The organism is Grimontia indica, assembly GCF_000333895.2.
GTDB lineage: Bacteria > Pseudomonadota > Gammaproteobacteria > Enterobacterales > Vibrionaceae > Enterovibrio > Enterovibrio indicus.
In genome coordinates, this window is the sequence record NZ_ANFM02000030.1 from 64320 (window position 1) to 80831 (window position 16512).

A 16512-nucleotide genomic window follows, 5' to 3' on the forward strand; every position below is an offset into this window, starting at 1 on the left:
TTTTTCGATTACGCAACTTTCGCGATCACCGCTTTCTCAATGAAAGCTCTGCTCTTCTCGGCATCAGTTTTCGCATCGCTTTTCGCTGCCGGGTCAGTGTCCTGCTCAACCGTGACCCAACCGTTAAAATCAATATCGATAAGTGTTTGTCTTACCTCGTCGAAATCGACACAACCCTGCCCTAATGGACAAAAAATGTTATTCCCTATTGCAGTATAGAAATCCGTGCCAGCCTTGACGGATACCGCATGCACGTCGGCGTTAATATCTTTGAAATGCAGGTACTTAACGCGTTCTTTGTAGGTTCGGAGCACTTCGCTCGGATCCATGCCTGCATAAACACAGTGGCCGGTATCCACACACAGCGACATCAGCTCTGGCGGTAAGTCACGCATGGCTTTGTCCAGCTCGTCGCGGTATTCAATGTAAGTACCAGCATGGGCATGAAGCGTTGGCGTAATGCCATATTCCGCGCACACTGTGCCGACACCGCGTAACGTTTCCATCATTTCCGCCCATTGCTCGTCATTCAGACGTGTTGCCGTTTCTACCTGACCCGCTTGATCGGTGCGTGGTGATGAAACGTGGTCAATCACCACCAGAAAATCCGCGCCCTGCTCCTTGAGGATTTGGCAAGTCACTCGCGTTTTCTCCAGAATCGCATCGCGTTCTTCCGGCTTGTGCAAATGCACGAACAAGGTCCCCGCAATCAAACCCAATGAACGTACTGACAATGCCTCGTTGAGTGCAGCTTTATCGGTCGGCAGGTAACCCAACGGTCCCAGCTCAGTTGCCCCGTACCCAGCACCAGCAATCTCATCCAATACGGTTTGCCATGTTGGGTTTGCCGGGTTGTCAGCAAACTCAATTCCCCATGAGCATGGTGCGTTGGCTATTTTCAGTTCCAAGGCAATGTCTCCTTGATTCAATGTTCCATCCCTGTTTAACGCTTCGCGGCTAAACCCGTTTCAAACGCCAAACGATTTAATCTTTCGATAATCAAACTTTTCGTTAACACTTTTTAAACATCTATGGTAATGATTTCACTTTGTCAAACCAAACGGCGTCTCAAAAGTGGGCTTTTTGCGGGTGATTGGCGTTCTAGAATGAAAAATGAGCGCTAAATCTGATTTTTTAGCTTTCACCATTTGAAAACATTTTCATTACATGACTACTATTTCATCAAACAAGGAAAATTATTGGAGATAGCAAGGATGGGAACCATAAGGCTAACTACTGCTCAGGCGTTGGTGCGCTACCTCGCCGCACAGCAAATCGAGATTGATGGGAAGGTGGAGTCTTTGTTTGGCTGCGCCTTTGCGATATTTGGCCATGGTAACGTGACCTGTCTAGGGCAACAGCTGTATGAGAACCAGTCTGTCTTCCCTACATGGCGGGGACAGAATGAGCAATCCATGGCGCTGGCTGCAGTAGCCTATGCCCGTGCTCACAAGCGCCAGCGCATCGGTATTGCCACCTCGTCGGTAGGCCCTGGCGCAGCAAACATGGTGACAGCGGCAGGCGTAGCACACACTAACCGCCTGCCTTTGCTTTTGCTTTGCGGCGATACATTCCAGTCCCGCTTACCTGACCCTGTGCTCCAGCAAACGGAACACTTTGCCAATCCTTCACTGACGGTGAATGACGCATTCAAATCCGTTACCCGCTTCTGGGATCGCATCAATGCGCCGTCGCAACTGACTGTCGCATTGCCACAAGCGATTGCGACTATGCTGGACCCCGCCGATTGTGGCCCAGCGATGATTGCCCTTCCACAAGATGTGCAAGGTCAGGCATGGGATTTCCCTGAAAGCTTCTTCGAACCCAAAATTCACCGTATCCGCCGTCCACAGCCGGAAGAAGTGGATTTAGATGCAGCCGTTGAAGCGCTGAAAACTGCCAAGAAGCCGCTGATCATTGCTGGCGGCGGTGTGTTCTATTCCGGTGCGCGTGACGCTTTGGTTAGCTTTGCCGAGAAGCACCAAATCCCGGTAGTGGAAACCATCGCAGGCCGTACCTTGTTGCCAGACGATCACCCACTGAATTGCGGCCCGATTGGCGCAACGGGATCAGACAGTGCCAACCACATGTGTAATGAGGCGGATTTAGTGCTCGCCATTGGTACCCGTTTACAAGACTTCACCACAGGTTCATGGACACTGTTCCGCGATCCCGGCATGAAACTTATCAGCATCAACGCTGGCCGTTTTGATGCCAACAAGCACATGGCGCAGTCCATCATTGCTGACGCAAAAGACACCATTGAGCCGCTTGATGCCAAGCTCGGCGATTGGACGACGGAAGCTGCATGGGTTGAAAAAGGTAAGGCTGAAAAAGCGGCGTGGACTGATATCGTTAACGGCCGCACGGCATTTGCGGAGACAACCTTGCCTTCATATGCGCAGGTCGTTGGAAAGGTGAATGGTCTTATCAATGAGGGCGACCGGGTTATTACTGCTGCCGGCGGCTTACCTGCTGAAATCAATATGAACTGGCAGGCGACCTATCCGTATTCGCTGGATGTGGAATTCGGTTTCTCCTGTATGGGCTACGAGGTCGCCGCCGGCTGGGGCAACAAGATTGCCAGACCTGATCATGAATCTATAGTGATGGTCGGTGATGGTTCATACCTGATGATGAATTCCGACATCTACAGCTCTGTACTGACCGGACACAAGATGATTGTGGTGGTGTGTGATAACGGCGGTTTCGCGGTGATCCGCAAGCTGCAAACCAACACAGGTAACACCGCTTTCAACAACCAGTTGGAAGACTGCACCACCGAGCGTGATTACGACCTGCCGCGCGTCGATTTTGTCAGTCATGCAAAAGGCCTGGGGGCACATGCAGAGAAAGTCACCAGCTTGGGCGACTTTGATGCCGCTTTCGAACGTGCCAAAGCCGCAGATCGCACCTATGTATTGGTCGTCGACATCGACGATACCAAATGGTCGTCTTGTGATGCGTGGTGGGAAGTCGGTCTGTCAGAAGTCTCTGACGATCCAAATATCATCGAAGCCCGGGATAACTGGGAACAGGGACGCGTTAATCAGCGTCGTGGCGTGTAATAACAACAAGGAGAACACGCATGTTTAACGAAGAATTCCAGCTAGATGCACCGATCCGTTGGGGAATGGTTGGCGGCGGCCGCGGTAGTGAGATTGGTTACTCGCACCGCGCTGCAGCCCAGCGTGACCGTCTGTTTACCTTTGTTGCAGCGGCACTGGATTTGGATGCAGAACGTGGACGCGACTTCGGGACCAAGCTGGGTCTTGCTCCCGAGCGCTGCTATCCCGATTACAAAACCCTGTTTGAAGAAGAAGCCAAACGCGAAGACGGCATTCAGGCTGTGTCTATCGCCACACCGAACTCTACTCACTATGAAATTGCCAAAGCGGCGCTGGAAGCGGGTTTGCATGTGATTTGTGAAAAGCCCGCCACCATTCATGTTGAAGATGCGCTTGAACTGAAAGCCTTGGCGGAAAAACAAAACAAGATGCTGGCGGTGATGTACGGCTACACCGGATTCCAGATGGTGCATCAGGCACGAGAAATGGTGCGTCGCGGTGACATCGGCGCCGTGCGTGTTATTCAGATGTCTTTCGCCCACGGTTTCCACAACACCGAGATTGAAAAAAACAGCCCGGGCGCAAAATGGCGCATGAACCCTGAAGTATCTGGCCCAAGTTTCATCATTGGCGATTGCGGTACGCACCCATTTTACATGGCAGGCATGATCACGGGGCTAAAAGTGAAATCCCTGATGTGCTCACGCCAAAGCTTTATCGAATCCCGCGCGCCATTGGAAGACAACGCCCATGTGGTGTTCCAATTTGAAGGTGGAGCAGTCGGCACACTGTGGGCGAGCGCCATCAACAGCGGCTCGATGCACCAGCAGAAAGTCCGCATTGTCGGCGAGAAAGCCAGCCTCGAATGGTGGGATGAATATCCAAACCAACTTCGCTATGAAGTTCAGGGAGAACCTGTCCGTATTCTTGAGCGTGGTATGGGCTACCTACACAACGATGATCCTGGCGTTTCAGCCAACCGTCAAGGCGGTGGTCATGCTGAAGGTTTCTTCGAGTCCTGGGCAAATCTTTATCACCGCTACGCACTTGCGATTGATGCCTACAACCGCAATGACAAAGCCTTCCTTGAAAGCCATTGGTACCCAGATATCGACGGCGGTATCGATGGTGTGAAGATGGTGAATGCCTGTGTGAAATCGGCCGATAACGGTTCCGTTTGGGTGGACTATGACTGATTCCATTCACCTTTCAGATTGGCAGGCCAACAGGGACCGTCCGATAGACGTGGTTTGTCTGGGCCGCGCTGGGGTCGATTTTTATGGCAATACGGACGGTGCAGACTTCAACGCTGAATCCAGCTTCAAAAAATGCGTCGGCGGATCACCTGCGAATGTAGCGATTGGTCTTACGGAACTTGGCGCCAAAGCAGGTTTTATTTCCTGTCTGACGGATGACGCCCAGGGGCGTTATGTTCGCACTTACATGGAAGGGAAAGGGATTAACCTGGATGGTGTGGCAACGCTCACGGGTGAATACCGCACCAGCCTTGCTGTGGCAGAGTTGCGTCCAGAACCCGAAGTGGTGATTTACCGTAATAACGCGGCTGACCTTGCGCTCTGTGTTGAACACATAGACAGCAGCTACCTCAGCAACGCCCGATGTCTGTTTGTTTCAGGTACCGCGCTGTCCACCAGTCCTTCACGGGAAGCGACCTTCTGTGCCATGCAAATGGCGCAGCTGGCGGGCACTCTGGTGGTGCTCGATCTCGACTATCGTCCCTACTCTTGGGCGTCGCCGGAAGATCCCCCGCACTTTTATCGCCTCGCCACCTCCTTCAGTGATGTAGTGATCGGTAACCGCGAGGAATTCGAAGTCATGGGCATTCCCCATGACATCGAAGACAGCCATGTCAGCGCAGCGTCAGAGCTGTTAAGTGGCAGCACTGAGCTGGTCATCGTAAAAGGCGGCGCTGAAGGGTGTGATGTCTTTGGGTTGGATAACGATAATAATCTCGCCAGCCTGTCTCAACCTATATTCAAAGTAGAAGCGCGCAAGCCTTACGGTGCTGGTGATGCCTTTGCTGCCGGCCTGCTTTTTGGTCTGCTAAATCAATATTGTCTACAAGACGCCGTGGCCATGGGGGCAGCCAATGCTGCCATTAATGTCACGGGCGATACCTGCGCAGATGCGATGTCTTCTCTCGCACCACTTCAGGCGTTCATGCGCAGCCGGGACTATCACTTCGCTGATGATAAGTGACAGTTCCACTAATTGGGTAAAAGGAGTTAACCATGGGAAAACACATAGCGCCATTTGATAACCGTAACGAGCCAGTTATCGGTATCAATGACGACACCACACCCCTCTGCTATTTCAACCCGGTCAAACTGGCTTCGGGCGAGCAGTACAGCTACCAACTTAACGAATACGAATCAGCCGTTGTCTTGGCTGGAGGCACCTGCGATATCACCGTGGATGGTGAAACATTCAGCAGCATAGGCAAACGTGCGTCAGTTTGGGATGGTGATCCCGCCGCTGTCTATGTGCCTGCAGGTAGCCAAGCCACCATTACCTGTGTTTCAGAGAATGCCGATGTATTGATTGCCGGAGGACGTTATGAGCCGGAAGAAAACAGCGAAAAACTCACCCCATTCGCCATCCAGCCCGAAGACACAGACAAAGTGCAATACGGCAGCGATGACACCAAAACACACAGAAAAATCAAACATATCCTCGGACAGAAAAACGCAGACCAACGCGGAAGATTGCTCGTCAGCGAACTGTTTACTGTCGGCGCAGGAGGTTGGTCAGGATTTCCTCCCCACAAACATGATGAAGAACGGCCGCCGCAAGAAACGCGTTACGAAGAGGTGTACCAGTTCAGATTCAATCCGGGTCACGGGTTTGGGGCACAATTCCTATATGAGCACGAAGACGACTACGGACCTGTCTACCACGTCAGAACCGGAAGCGTCATCGCCATAGACAAAGGCTACCACCCTTCCGTCGCCGCACCGGGTTATGAGATGTACTACTTCACCATCATTGTCGGTGAAAAGAGTAAGTCTCTCGTGCAGTACTTCGACCCTCACCATGAGTATCAGGTACACACGATTCCCGGCATCAAGGACATGGTCGCCAAGTTCAAGTAACGCTTTGGGTCTGTTTACCCTGCAATAACGGAGACAAGGATGCTAGTTACCCTGAACGACCTTATGCTGGAAGCCGCGTCGTCCCAAGGCGCGGTGCCTTGTTGTAACGTATTTGGTATTGAAGAAGCGCAGGCGATTATCGCCGCCGCTGAAGAACTGAATTTGCCCGTGATACTCGCCGTGAACAAAGACATGGTGGATCTCGCCGGTGTGGAATCCATGGCGGGCATGCTGCTCCCCATGGCACATGCCAGCTCTGTACCTGTGGTGGTTCACCTCGATCATTGCTATGACGAAGCCATCGTGTACCGCGCCATTCACTCCGGATTCAGTTCGGTGATGTTTGATGGTTCACAATTACCTCTCGAAGAAAATATCCGCCGAACAAGAGCGGTTGCTGATGCCGCCCATGCTGTTGGTGTTTCCGTCGAAGGTGAACTTGGCTCTGTGCCTTATCAGGAAGGTCGCGACCACATCAAATCCGAATTTACCGACCCGGAAGAAGCACGTATTTACGCCGAACAAAGCGGTATCGATGTGCTTGCGATTTCAGTCGGTAATGTCCATCGCATGACAGAAGCGGGAAGTCCTATTAATTTCCCCCTGCTTGATGAGATCGAAGCGGCTACCAGCTTGCCTCTGGTGATTCACGGCACCACAGGTATCACTGAAGCTGATCTTCGCGAACTCAAAACCCGCCGAATCGGTAAATTCAACGTAGGAACGACACTTAGAATGGCTTTTGGCAACGCCATTCGTGAAGCCATGGCTGAAGAACCGAATAAATTTGATAAACAATATTTCGCGGGCAAAGCAATGCCTGCACTGAAGCAAGAAGCCATGCGAGTGCTCACGCTCCTGGCAGCAGATAAGGAGTGACGATGAGCAAGGCGTATAAGAAGCTCGGGCGACGTTTAAGACTCGGCGTAATAGGCGGCGGGCCAGATTCCTTTATCGGTTCCATTCACCGCTCATCTGCCACCATGCATGAAGAGTTTGATGTTGTCGCGGGTGTGTTTTCCTCAAATCCTGAGCGCTCAATTGCTGCTGGTAAATCCATGGGTATTGCGCGTCCTTATGGTGACCCAGATGCCTTGTTTGCCGGAGAAGCAGCGGCGGAAGAGCCTATAGATGCGCTCGCCATCATGACGCCCAACAACAGTCACTATGAGCTGTCATGCCGCGCATTAGACGCTGGATTCAACGTGTTCTGCGAAAAACCTCTGACCATGACTGAAGATGAGTCTGCTGACTTGGTGAAGCGGGTGAAAGCGTCGGGTAAGCGTTACTGCGTCGCCTACGGCTACAGCGGCTATGCAATGGTGCGTCAAGCGCGTGAAATGGTGGCGCAGGGTTTGATTGGTGACATCACCATGGTGCAAAGCAATTACGTTCAGGGACACTTGGCAGCGCTGACAGAATCTGAGCTTGCTGGCTCTAACTGGCATATGAAGCCTGAGCTTGCTGGTCCTTCTTTGATCCTTGGCGACATCGCGACACATAGCTACCACCTGACCAGTTATGTCGCTGGTATGGAAGCCAGTTCATTGAGCGCAGACGTGACCGCATTGGTCGATGGACGCACAGCAGATGATTACTGCGGTATATTACTTCGCTACCCCAATAACGCACGTGGCATCTTCTGGGTCACTCAAGCCGCAGCAGGCGGTGTGCATGGTTTGAGCTTTACCATTTACGGCACCAAAGGCGGCCTGGAATGGCATCAGGAACAGCCTAACGAGCTGACAGTCCGCCCTATCGATAAACCTGCTTATGTGCTGACAAAAGGTGGCAAAGGTCTTTCAGGTGCGGGAGAGCGTGTTTCCCATGTCGCTATCGGTCATCCGGAGGGCTATCGCGAGGCATTTGCCAACCTCTACTACGACTTTGCCTCCAACATCGTTGATGATCTGACAGGCGAAACTCCTGAACCACTGAGCCTGTGGAACCCAACCGTCCAGGACGGCGCATACGGTATGGCATTTGTTTATGCAGCGGTTCGCTCACGCGACAACGACGGTGAGTGGGAACCCCTTCGAGACCTCACTTAGTTCCATATCAAACACACACTGTTTAAACCCAAACAACCTTGCGAGCAGGTAGCCAGTCGTCGGTCTGCTCGCTTTTTTTATCGTATTTAGAACAGTGTATGTTCTTCTCCCACGATACATTAGCAAAGGACGATACAAGGAGAGATACGATGGATAACAAGAAAGTGGCACTGTTTGGCTGGCACCCGGATGTGGTGAACTACGATAAATGGCCTGGTATGACAGCGGAAAAGCTCCGCGCAGCATTGGAAGGTGACCGACATAACTTACTCGAACTGGGCTATGCCGTTGACCTTCACTACATTCGTGACGGTGAAACTGCATTTGATGCGGCGACTGAAGCACTCAATGGCAAACCTTATGACTGTGTGCTGATCGGCGCAGGTGTACGTCGCGATGAAGACCATTTTCTGGTGTTTGAAAAGCTGGTGAATGCCGTTCATAAAGCCGCGCCACAGGCGACGATTTGCTTCAATACCAATCCAAGCGACACGGCGGATGCGATTAAACGCTGGACGTAATATCCTAGGGACTTGGCTCAGCCCTTTTTCAACATGTCATGGAGGACAGCATGTCGATACGCGCGACCGAAACGGGATTCAACCCAGAATACAGTGAAGACGCCCCCTCTTTTGAAGACATCACCGACCAGAAGGGTGTGTCTATTTTGGAGTTTGGTGCACCATGGTGCGGGCACTGCCAGGCAGCTGAACCCGCAGTAAAAGCCGTGCTGGAATCAGCCTCCTTCCCTCACACCAAAGTTTATGACGGTAAGGGAAAGCCTTTAGGGCGAGCCTTTAAGGTGAAGCTCTGGCCAACTCTGATCCTGCTTCAGGATGGGTTGGAAGTTGACCGCATTGTTCGCCCGATTCATGAAGACGAAGTCGAAGATTTGATTTCACAGGCGAGCTAACCGATCAGAAAAACAAACTGCACCAGAACAATCAGGAACAGGATAAGGCTTAGCCCTTTCCAGAAACGCAACGGGTCACTTTCTAAAAGCGGCCTGTTTTCATTGGAAGATTTGAACGTGGGGTTAGGCTTCATCAAATCCTGTTCAAATTCTGAAAGTGCCTGATAACGGGCTTTCGGGATCGGATGACAGGCTTTTTTAAGCGCCTCATCAAACCAATCCGGGGCACCGGGACAATAGACCGTTGCTGGCACATAGTTTTGTCGGTTTGCCGCTCTGGGGTTGGAGGCATTCACTGCTTTGTAAGGCAGATGTCCGGTCAAAAGCTCGTAAACTGTCATACCTAATGAAAATAAGTCAGAAGAGAAATTGGCTTTGTTGCCTTTGAGGTATTCCGGTGCCGCGTAGTTTAAGTCACCGACTGGATACCCTTCTTCCTCACTCCCCATTAGTTCTTCCAAGCCTGCTGATTGCGCAGTGCCGTAGTCAATCAAAGTCACATTCATGTCTTTGTCGACCATGAGATTATCCGGTTTGATATCGCGATGAACCACCGAAAGACGTTGAAGCACCCGAACCGCTCGAATAGCCCCTTTTGCCAACGTACGAACCTGAGTGAGCGTCGGCGTTGGATTATCGATCATCCATTGTCTGAGCGTGACACCTTCGATGTAATCGCAGACATGATAGAGGTATGGCGAATAACTCGATGGCGGATGAATCTTCATCACGCCGGGTGATTTCACCTGTTCACCAATCCACCCCTCCCGGATAAAGCCAGCAAGGTAAACCGCATCATCCGCAAAGTTGAGCGATGGCATTTTCAATACATACTGACGGCCATCCAAATCACTGCGCGTCAGGTAGATATGGCTCCGGCTTCCGCTGTAAAGCACCCTCGCCACTGTGTAGTGATCAATCTTCTGTCCTTCTTTCAGAACAGGCGGAATTTTTCTTTCTGATAAATCGCGGAGCGCTTCGCCATAGGTCGCAGCGGGAAGCGAATCGACAGCTAACAACAGGCAAGTGATGTTGTCATCGCTGCCCAGCTTATAAGCATCATCAACAAACGATGCCGCTAAATGCTCGAGATCAGACGTGGTATCGGAAGCGTAGAGACGCTGGGCGATTTCCCGCTCTGTCATGGTGTCATGAATGCCATCTGTCGCGAGAAACAACAGATCACCACGCTCTAGTGCAACGGGCTGATAATCCACATTCAAGTGGCTATCAATACCCAGCGCGCGGGTTAAGTGATGTTGGGTTTTGCTTTGGTAGTGTCGATGATCCTGCGTAATCTGGGTCAGTCTGTGCTGACGCCAAAGGTAGACGCGGCAATCGCCGATATGAAAAACATGGGCAGTATTCGATTTCACAATCACCGAGCAAAAAGCCGCCACCATGGCACTGGCTTGCGTGCCTGCTTGTTGTCCATGGTGGTAAAGCCAGTAATTGAGGGATTTCATCACCTTGCCAGCGGCATCTTTCACTGGCCAGGTAATCGGCGTGTCGAGGTAGTTGTTGACGAATTCAGTCACGCCCATTTCACTGGCTTTCTGACTGACTTCACTGGTGCTGACACCATCCGCTATCGCGGCTACCACACCTTTGTGTTTCAGCTCGCTTGCCTTTTTTGGTAAGTAAACAGCAAAAGCATCCTGATTAGGTGGCTTGCGCCCGGCAACCGAGCTGCCACCCGCACGAACGATCAAACGGGAAGCTGCTTCCTGCGTCTCCCCGTTTTCAGTACTGGCAGCGCCATACGACGCTGCCTGTTCATGAAACTCTGGTTTCATACTTATGCTTTCGCCACATCAATCATGGTGATTGAACCATCATCATTCACTTCAGCAATCTGGCCTGACGGCTCTTCCATAAAGAGTAGCGTCACAAAGCCCACAACTGCGGTGCCTGCAATGATGTAAAAGAAAGTGCTGTAATCAACAAGGGACAAAATCGTCAGATAAGTTACTGCACCCACGTTACCATAAGCACCTGTCATACCAGCGATTTGGCCTGTCATGCGACGCTTGATCAGTGGCACAGCCGCAAATACTGCACCTTCACCGGATTGTACGAAGAAAGAACAACCCATTGCCGCTACAACCGCCAGCCAAACTGGCCACGCGCTGTCGACTTGACCCATCACGAAGTAACCCAATGCCAGACCCGCAGTGAGGATAAGCAGTGTTGGTTTACGGCCGAATTTATCAGACAACCAGCCGCCACCAGGACGTGACATCAGGTTCATAAATGCATAAGCGGATGCCACCATACCCGCCACTACAGGGGTCAGTTCAAAGGTTTCAGAGAAGAACAATGGCAACATTGAAACCACAGCAAGCTCAGAACCAAAGGTCGCAAAGTACAGCACATTCAGCACAGCAACCTGCTTAAATTGGTAGCGGTGAATTTCTGGCACCTCTTCTTTAAAGACGTGCTTGTTCACTTTCCAAACTTGGGAGGCATCAAACAGGTAGATGCCTGCAAGTACCGCATAGATTCCGTACACGGCTGCATCAGAGAACATGCCAATACCGCTTGGCGAAAGTTTCCAAGCCAACAGTGCCAGTGCGCCATACATTGGGGTTTTCATGAATAGCAGCAGGTAGAAGTCGCCTTTTGAGGTGACTTCCATGGCGCCGCCGTTCTTTGGTTTGTAGTAGGTTGCACCTTTTGGCGTGTCTGTCACGTTGCGATAAAACACGAAAGAGAAAGCCAGGCTCATCAAGCCAGTGATACCCATAGCGTAACGCCAGCCATCTTCACCACCGAACATCACAGCCACGGTTGGCAGGGTGAATGCTGCGGCTGCTGAGCCGAAGTTCCCCCAGCCGCCGTAAATGCCCTCTGCAGTGCCCAGTTCATTGTGTGGGAACCACTCAGATACCAGACGGATGCCGATAACAAAGCCTGCACCGATAAGACCCAGGGCAAAACGGGCAATGGCAGCCTGAACAAAGCTATCTGAAAGTGCAAAAACAAAACAAGGGATGGAACAGATAGCAAGCAGTAAGGAGTAGATTAGCCGCGGGCCATATTTATCCGTAAGCATGCCGATTAAAACACGCGCTGGAATGGTAAAAGCAACGTTGAGAATAAGCAGAGTTTTAATTTCTGCGGTGGTTAAGCCGAGCGATTCTTTTACCGATTGCAGCAATGGCGCAAAGTTAAACCACACCACAAAGGTAATAAAGAATGCGAACCAACTTAAATGGAGAATTTTCATTTTTCCGGTAAAGGAAAATATATTGAACTTGTCACTAGATGACATTATTGACTTCCTCTTCAAACAAACAATCCCTGTGCCGCGATGTTTTAATCACAGCAAACTTAATTTGAAAATTTTTAACTTCCCCTGATTGGGTAATCAGGGGAAAAATATTTAAACCAGACTCAGTTGCACAGCACCTTCATGACAACGGACTGGGTAGGTGGTGATCGATACGTTTTCGTCTTCCAGACAAATACCGCTATCCAAGCAAAAATGCTGTTTATAGAGCGGTGAGGCGATCACTGTTTTGTCACCTATCGAGCCGATCATTCCGCGAGAAAGCACATTGGCTTTTCCGATTGGATCATAATTATCAACGGCATATAGCGAGTCTGTTCGGCCACAAAGAAATACCGCCACCTGCTTGTCTTCCAACAATGCGCACACGCCGGTGTTTTTGACCAAGTCAGACTTTTCACAAATGGTTTGCCACTGGCTCATTGCTTTCTCCTTAACTTTCCAGCGTGACGATATCAATACTTTGCGATGCAAGTTCAGCAGGAATACGCTGACCACGAACAGTTTGATATTTCAAACTCTCATCCTGCGCTTCGCTATTAACGAAGTGTTTGAAGCGCTTGAGTTTCTCAGGCGATTCAATGGTGGTTTTCCACTCGCATTGATAGTTACCCAGGCTTGCCGCCATTTCTGCTTCCAGCTCTTCACCAATGTTGAGCTTGTCTTCGATCACCACTTGACGCAGGTAGTCCAATCCTCCTTCGAGGTTTTCTAGCCAAACTGACGTGCGTTGCAAGCGGTCTGCGGTTCGGATGTAGAACATCAACACTCGGTCGATGTATTTAATCAGGGTTTCACTATCCAGGTCTGATGCGAACAGGTCAGCGTGGCGCGGACGCATACCACCATTGCCGCACACATAGAGATTCCAGCCGTTTTCTGTCGCGATAATACCAATGTCTTTTGATTGCGCTTCTGCACACTCGCGGGTACATCCCGATACAGCGAACTTCAGCTTGTGCGGCGATCTCAGGCCTTTGTAGCGGTTCTCGATATCAATCGCGAAGCCAACGCTGTCATCCACACCGTAACGACACCAGGTAGAACCAACGCAGGATTTCACGGTACGCACAGATTTCCCGTAGGCATGGCCTGTTTCGAAACCCGCATCGACCAGAATTCGCCAGATCTCAGGCAGTTCATGAAGTTGCGCGCCGAAAAGGTCGATACGCTGACCACCAGTCACTTTGGTGTAGAGATCAAACTGCTTAGCCACCTGACCAAGCACAATCAGTTTATCCGGCGTGATCTCACCACCAGCCACGCGCGGAACGACGGAATATGTCCCGTCTTTTTGCATGTTACCGAGGTAGATATCGTTGGTGTCCTGCAATCCCATGTGCTCTTCTTTCAACACATAGTCATTCCAGAAAGACGCCAGAATTGAACCGACAGCAGGTTTACAGATGTCACAGCCCAGACCCTCGCCATGACTGTCTAACAGTTCGTCGAACGTTTTGATTTTCTTGATTCGAACAATGTCTGCCAGTTCCTGACGGGTGTAATGGAAATGCTCACAAAGGTTGTTGTTTACTTCATGACCAAGCGCTGCCAGCTCTGCGTCCATCACCTGCTTGGCAAGTGCTGAACAACCGCCACATCCGCTTGATGCTTTGGTTTCCGCTTTAAGATCTGCCATGTTGGTGCAACCCGCGACAACGGCTGCTTTGATGTCTGCTTTCGTGACGTCATAACAAGAACAGATTTGTGCTTCATCAGGAAGGTTTGCCACACCAGCCGTGCCAGAGTCTGAGGAAGCCGCACCGTCAGACAGAAGCAACACTGAGGGATATTCCGGCAGTGGCATGTCGTTCAACATGGTTTGCAGAAGAGTCGGATAGCTCTCGGTATCCCCGACCAGCACAGCCCCCAGCAGTTTGGTGCCGTCTTCAGAGACGATAATGCGTTTGTAGATTTGCTCCACACTGTCGGCGTATGTGTATGATTGCGCGCCAGGCGTGTTGCCTTGCGCATCACCAATACTTGCCACATCAACACCCAGCAACTTGAGTTTGGTGCTCATATCAGCGCCTTTAAAAGCCGCCTCTTCACCGCAAATGTTGGCGACAGCCACCTTGGCCATTTGATAGCCCGGCGCCACCAAACCAAAGATCTTGCCCTTCCACAGCGCACACTCACCAATGGCGTAAACATCCTCTTCATTGGTCTGACACTGATCGTTAATCACAATCCCGCCGCGCTCACCAATCTCAAGGCCAAACTCCCTCGCAAGCTCATCCTGCGGACGGATACCCGCAGAGAAAACAATCATGTCAGTTTCAAGCTCGGAGCCGTCCGCAAACATTAGTTTGTAACGTGAAGTGCTACCTGCCGTAATGCACTTGGTGGCTTTTTCGGTGTGGACTTTAACGCCCAGAGATTCGATTTTTTCTTTGAGTAATTCACCACCGCCCTCATCCAGCTGAACGGCCATCAATCTCGGCGCAAACTCCACCACATGGGTGTCAACACCCATACATTTCAGGGCGTTTGCGGCTTCAAGCCCAAGCAAGCCACCACCGATAACGACGCCTGATTCGCTTTGTTTACCAGAAGCTTCAATCGCCTCTAAATCTTCTATGGTGCGATAAACATGACAATGTGGCTGATCGTTACCTTCAATAGGCGGAACAAAAGGGTAAGAACCGGTAGCGACCACTAACTTGTCGTAAAAAACTTCTCTGCCTTTGTCTGTCACAACGCAGTGATTTTCAGCGCGAATAGCGGTGACCTTTTCATTCAGGAAGTAGTGAACACCTTTTTCGTCGTAGGCTTCTTCACTGGTCAACATCAAATCATCCGCGGATTTCCCACTGAAATAGCCACTGAGCTGAACCCTGTCATAAGCCAGTCTTGGTTCTTCTGAGAAGGTCGTAATTTCAAAGGTGCCTCCAGCATTTTTGTCGCACAACTCCTCAATAAATCGGTGCCCAACCATGCCATTACCAATGACAACGATGCGTTTCTTTTCCATTGTTATTCCCTATGCAGAAAGCTTCTCTAGCTGTGTTTCAGCCTGAGAGATAAACCAGTTGAGCTCATCAGCAAGTGTGACGACCTCACCCACCACAACAAGCGCAGGGGACTTGACGCCCTCTCCTTGAACGGTGGCTTCAATTGAATGCAAATCGGCGGTAAAAACCCGCTGCTGCGGCGTGCAGCCATTCTCAATAATGGCGACCGGCGTGCTGGTAGAAAGGCCATGCTGGCTAAGTGACCGGGCAATTTGCCCAACCTTCGACAAGCCCATGTAAAACACCAGCGTGTGATTCAGCGAGGCCAGCGCCTGCCAGTTGATGGAGAGCTCTTTTTCCGCATGCGCCGTGACGAAAGTTGCTCCTTGGGAAAGACCCCGATGTGTCAGAGGTATACCTGCGTAGCTGGTGCATCCAGACGCTGCGGTAATACCCGGCACAACTTCTACAGATATACCCTCGCGGTGCAGCTCTAACATCTCTTCACCACCGCGACCAAACACAAAGGAATCACCGCCTTTTAAACGACAAATTCTTTTGCCGCGGCTGGCGAGTTCAATCAATAGCTGGTTGGTTTCACTCTGAGGAACGCTGTGCTTTCCTTTTGCTTTACCCACATACACCAGCTCGACCCCCTCTGGGATCAGTCCAATGATTTCTTTGCTGACGAGTCTGTCGTAAACCACCACATCGCTATTCTCGATACAGCGAAGAGCCTTAATGGTCAGCAAGTCTGGATCACCTGGTCCTGCCCCTACCAATGAGACGTGCCCTCGTTTGAAAGATGTCATTTTAACGGTGGACATCCTTGCCCCTCATGTCGCGTGTTATTCGTTTCGCTAGAGCAATTAGAGTGCCATTAGGAAAACCTAGATTTAAAATCTTGATATAAAGTCATGTTTTTAAAAGTTATATATTTATTGACAGGCTTAAGAGAACCGGAGAATAAAATAGATTTCAAATAGATCTTTCGCTTCGAAGTAGTGCATTGGACCTTCATTAATGCACTGTTATTGCGCAATTTATCAATGAAATTTATTTGGCACCATTTCAGTGAAAGGTAATATTTAAAACTTTTCTCATGCTTATTAATTAGTTTT

The 16512-nt window shown here is 50.6% G+C and carries 14 protein-coding genes; 8 read left to right on the forward strand and 6 right to left on the reverse strand.

Annotation, left to right across the window (positions count from 1 at the left end):
• Positions 1 to 8 precede the first annotated feature (8 nt).
• Entirely contained in the window at positions 9 to 908 is a 900-nt protein-coding gene (locus D515_RS16560) for a TIM barrel protein (protein WP_002540169.1), read from the reverse strand.
• A gap of 306 nt (positions 909 to 1214) precedes the next feature.
• On the opposite strand from D515_RS16560, the gene iolD reads away from it, so the two are divergent.
• From iolD to D515_RS16600, 8 genes are all read left to right on the forward strand, one after another.
• On the forward strand, positions 1215 to 3068 hold the full coding sequence (gene iolD / locus D515_RS16565) for a 3D-(3,5/4)-trihydroxycyclohexane-1,2-dione acylhydrolase (decyclizing) (protein ID WP_002540170.1): 1854 nt from the start codon (positions 1215 to 1217) through the stop codon (positions 3066 to 3068).
• Positions 3069 to 3088: 20 nt separating this feature from the next.
• The gene (locus D515_RS16570) at positions 3089 to 4264 is read left to right on the forward strand and encodes a Gfo/Idh/MocA family protein (RefSeq protein ID WP_002540171.1); all 1176 of its coding nucleotides are present in this window, start codon (positions 3089 to 3091) and stop codon (positions 4262 to 4264) included.
• Positions 4257 to 5288, forward strand: a complete 1032-nt coding sequence (gene iolC, locus D515_RS16575) for a 5-dehydro-2-deoxygluconokinase (RefSeq protein ID WP_002540172.1) — start codon at positions 4257 to 4259, stop codon at positions 5286 to 5288. The genes D515_RS16570 and iolC overlap by 8 nt, the downstream gene beginning before the upstream one ends.
• A 32-nt stretch (positions 5289 to 5320) precedes the next feature.
• Positions 5321 to 6181, forward strand: coding sequence for a 5-deoxy-glucuronate isomerase (locus tag D515_RS16580; RefSeq protein WP_002540173.1), 861 nt, complete (start codon positions 5321 to 5323; stop codon positions 6179 to 6181).
• A 39-nt stretch (positions 6182 to 6220) separates the two neighbouring features.
• Positions 6221 to 7060, forward strand: coding sequence for a class II fructose-bisphosphate aldolase (locus D515_RS16585; protein WP_002540174.1), 840 nt, complete (start codon positions 6221 to 6223; stop codon positions 7058 to 7060).
• Between the two features lie 2 nt (positions 7061 to 7062).
• A complete protein-coding gene (locus D515_RS16590; RefSeq protein WP_002540175.1) occupies positions 7063 to 8232 on the forward strand; it encodes a Gfo/Idh/MocA family protein in 1170 nt (389 codons plus the stop codon).
• A gap of 149 nt (positions 8233 to 8381) precedes the next feature.
• Positions 8382 to 8753 (forward strand): hypothetical protein, encoded by a 372-nt coding sequence (locus tag D515_RS16595; protein WP_002540176.1) that lies wholly within the window; start codon positions 8382 to 8384, stop codon positions 8751 to 8753.
• A gap of 50 nt (positions 8754 to 8803) precedes the next feature.
• Positions 8804 to 9145, forward strand: coding sequence for a thioredoxin family protein (locus tag D515_RS16600; protein WP_002540177.1), 342 nt, complete (start codon positions 8804 to 8806; stop codon positions 9143 to 9145).
• On the opposite strand, the gene D515_RS16605 is transcribed toward D515_RS16600, so the two are convergent.
• From D515_RS16605 to cobA, 5 genes are all read right to left on the reverse strand, one after another.
• Complete coding sequence (locus tag D515_RS16605) at positions 9142 to 10941, reverse strand: bifunctional protein-serine/threonine kinase/phosphatase (protein ID WP_002540178.1); 1800 nt, start codon at positions 10939 to 10941, stop codon at positions 9142 to 9144. The genes D515_RS16600 and D515_RS16605 overlap by 4 nt on opposite strands.
• A 2-nt stretch (positions 10942 to 10943) precedes the next feature.
• Complete coding sequence (locus D515_RS16610) at positions 10944 to 12419, reverse strand: NarK family nitrate/nitrite MFS transporter (protein WP_002540179.1); 1476 nt, start codon at positions 12417 to 12419, stop codon at positions 10944 to 10946.
• A 111-nt stretch (positions 12420 to 12530) separates the two neighbouring features.
• Entirely contained in the window at positions 12531 to 12860 is a 330-nt protein-coding gene (nirD, locus tag D515_RS16615) for a nitrite reductase small subunit NirD (RefSeq protein WP_002540180.1), read from the reverse strand.
• Between the two features lie 10 nt (positions 12861 to 12870).
• On the reverse strand, positions 12871 to 15411 hold the full coding sequence (gene nirB, locus D515_RS16620) for a nitrite reductase large subunit NirB (protein WP_002540181.1): 2541 nt from the start codon (positions 15409 to 15411) through the stop codon (positions 12871 to 12873).
• 9 nt (positions 15412 to 15420) lie between these two features.
• Positions 15421 to 16203 carry a uroporphyrinogen-III C-methyltransferase gene (gene cobA, locus D515_RS16625; protein ID WP_039850237.1) on the reverse strand — a complete coding sequence of 261 codons (783 nt, stop codon included), beginning with the start codon at positions 16201 to 16203 and terminating at the stop codon, positions 15421 to 15423.
• Positions 16204 to 16512: the final 309 nt, after the last annotated feature.

Excerpts from the sequence above, each read along its gene's own strand:
- D515_RS16570 (WP_002540171.1), top strand. The coding sequence starts at position 3,089 with ATGTTTAACGAAGAATTCCAGCTAGATGCACCGATCCGTTGGGGAATG.
- D515_RS16585 (WP_002540174.1), top strand. The coding sequence starts at position 6,221 with ATGCTAGTTACCCTGAACGACCTTATGCTGGAAGCCGCGTCGTCCCAA.
- iolD (WP_002540170.1), top strand. The coding sequence starts at position 1,215 with ATGGGAACCATAAGGCTAACTACTGCTCAGGCGTTGGTGCGCTACCTC.
- D515_RS16590 (WP_002540175.1), top strand. The coding sequence starts at position 7,063 with ATGAGCAAGGCGTATAAGAAGCTCGGGCGACGTTTAAGACTCGGCGTA.
- D515_RS16580 (WP_002540173.1), top strand. The coding sequence starts at position 5,321 with ATGGGAAAACACATAGCGCCATTTGATAACCGTAACGAGCCAGTTATC.
- nirB (WP_002540181.1), bottom strand. The coding sequence starts at position 15,411 with ATGGAAAAGAAACGCATCGTTGTCATTGGTAATGGCATGGTTGGGCAC.
- D515_RS16600 (WP_002540177.1), top strand. The coding sequence starts at position 8,804 with ATGTCGATACGCGCGACCGAAACGGGATTCAACCCAGAATACAGTGAA.
- D515_RS16610 (WP_002540179.1), bottom strand. The coding sequence starts at position 12,419 with ATGTCATCTAGTGACAAGTTCAATATATTTTCCTTTACCGGAAAAATG.
- iolC (WP_002540172.1), top strand. The coding sequence starts at position 4,257 with ATGACTGATTCCATTCACCTTTCAGATTGGCAGGCCAACAGGGACCGT.
- cobA (WP_039850237.1), bottom strand. The coding sequence starts at position 16,203 with ATGACATCTTTCAAACGAGGGCACGTCTCATTGGTAGGGGCAGGACCA.
- D515_RS16595 (WP_002540176.1), top strand. The coding sequence starts at position 8,382 with ATGGATAACAAGAAAGTGGCACTGTTTGGCTGGCACCCGGATGTGGTG.
- D515_RS16605 (WP_002540178.1), bottom strand. The coding sequence starts at position 10,941 with ATGAAACCAGAGTTTCATGAACAGGCAGCGTCGTATGGCGCTGCCAGT.
- nirD (WP_002540180.1), bottom strand. The coding sequence starts at position 12,860 with ATGAGCCAGTGGCAAACCATTTGTGAAAAGTCTGACTTGGTCAAAAAC.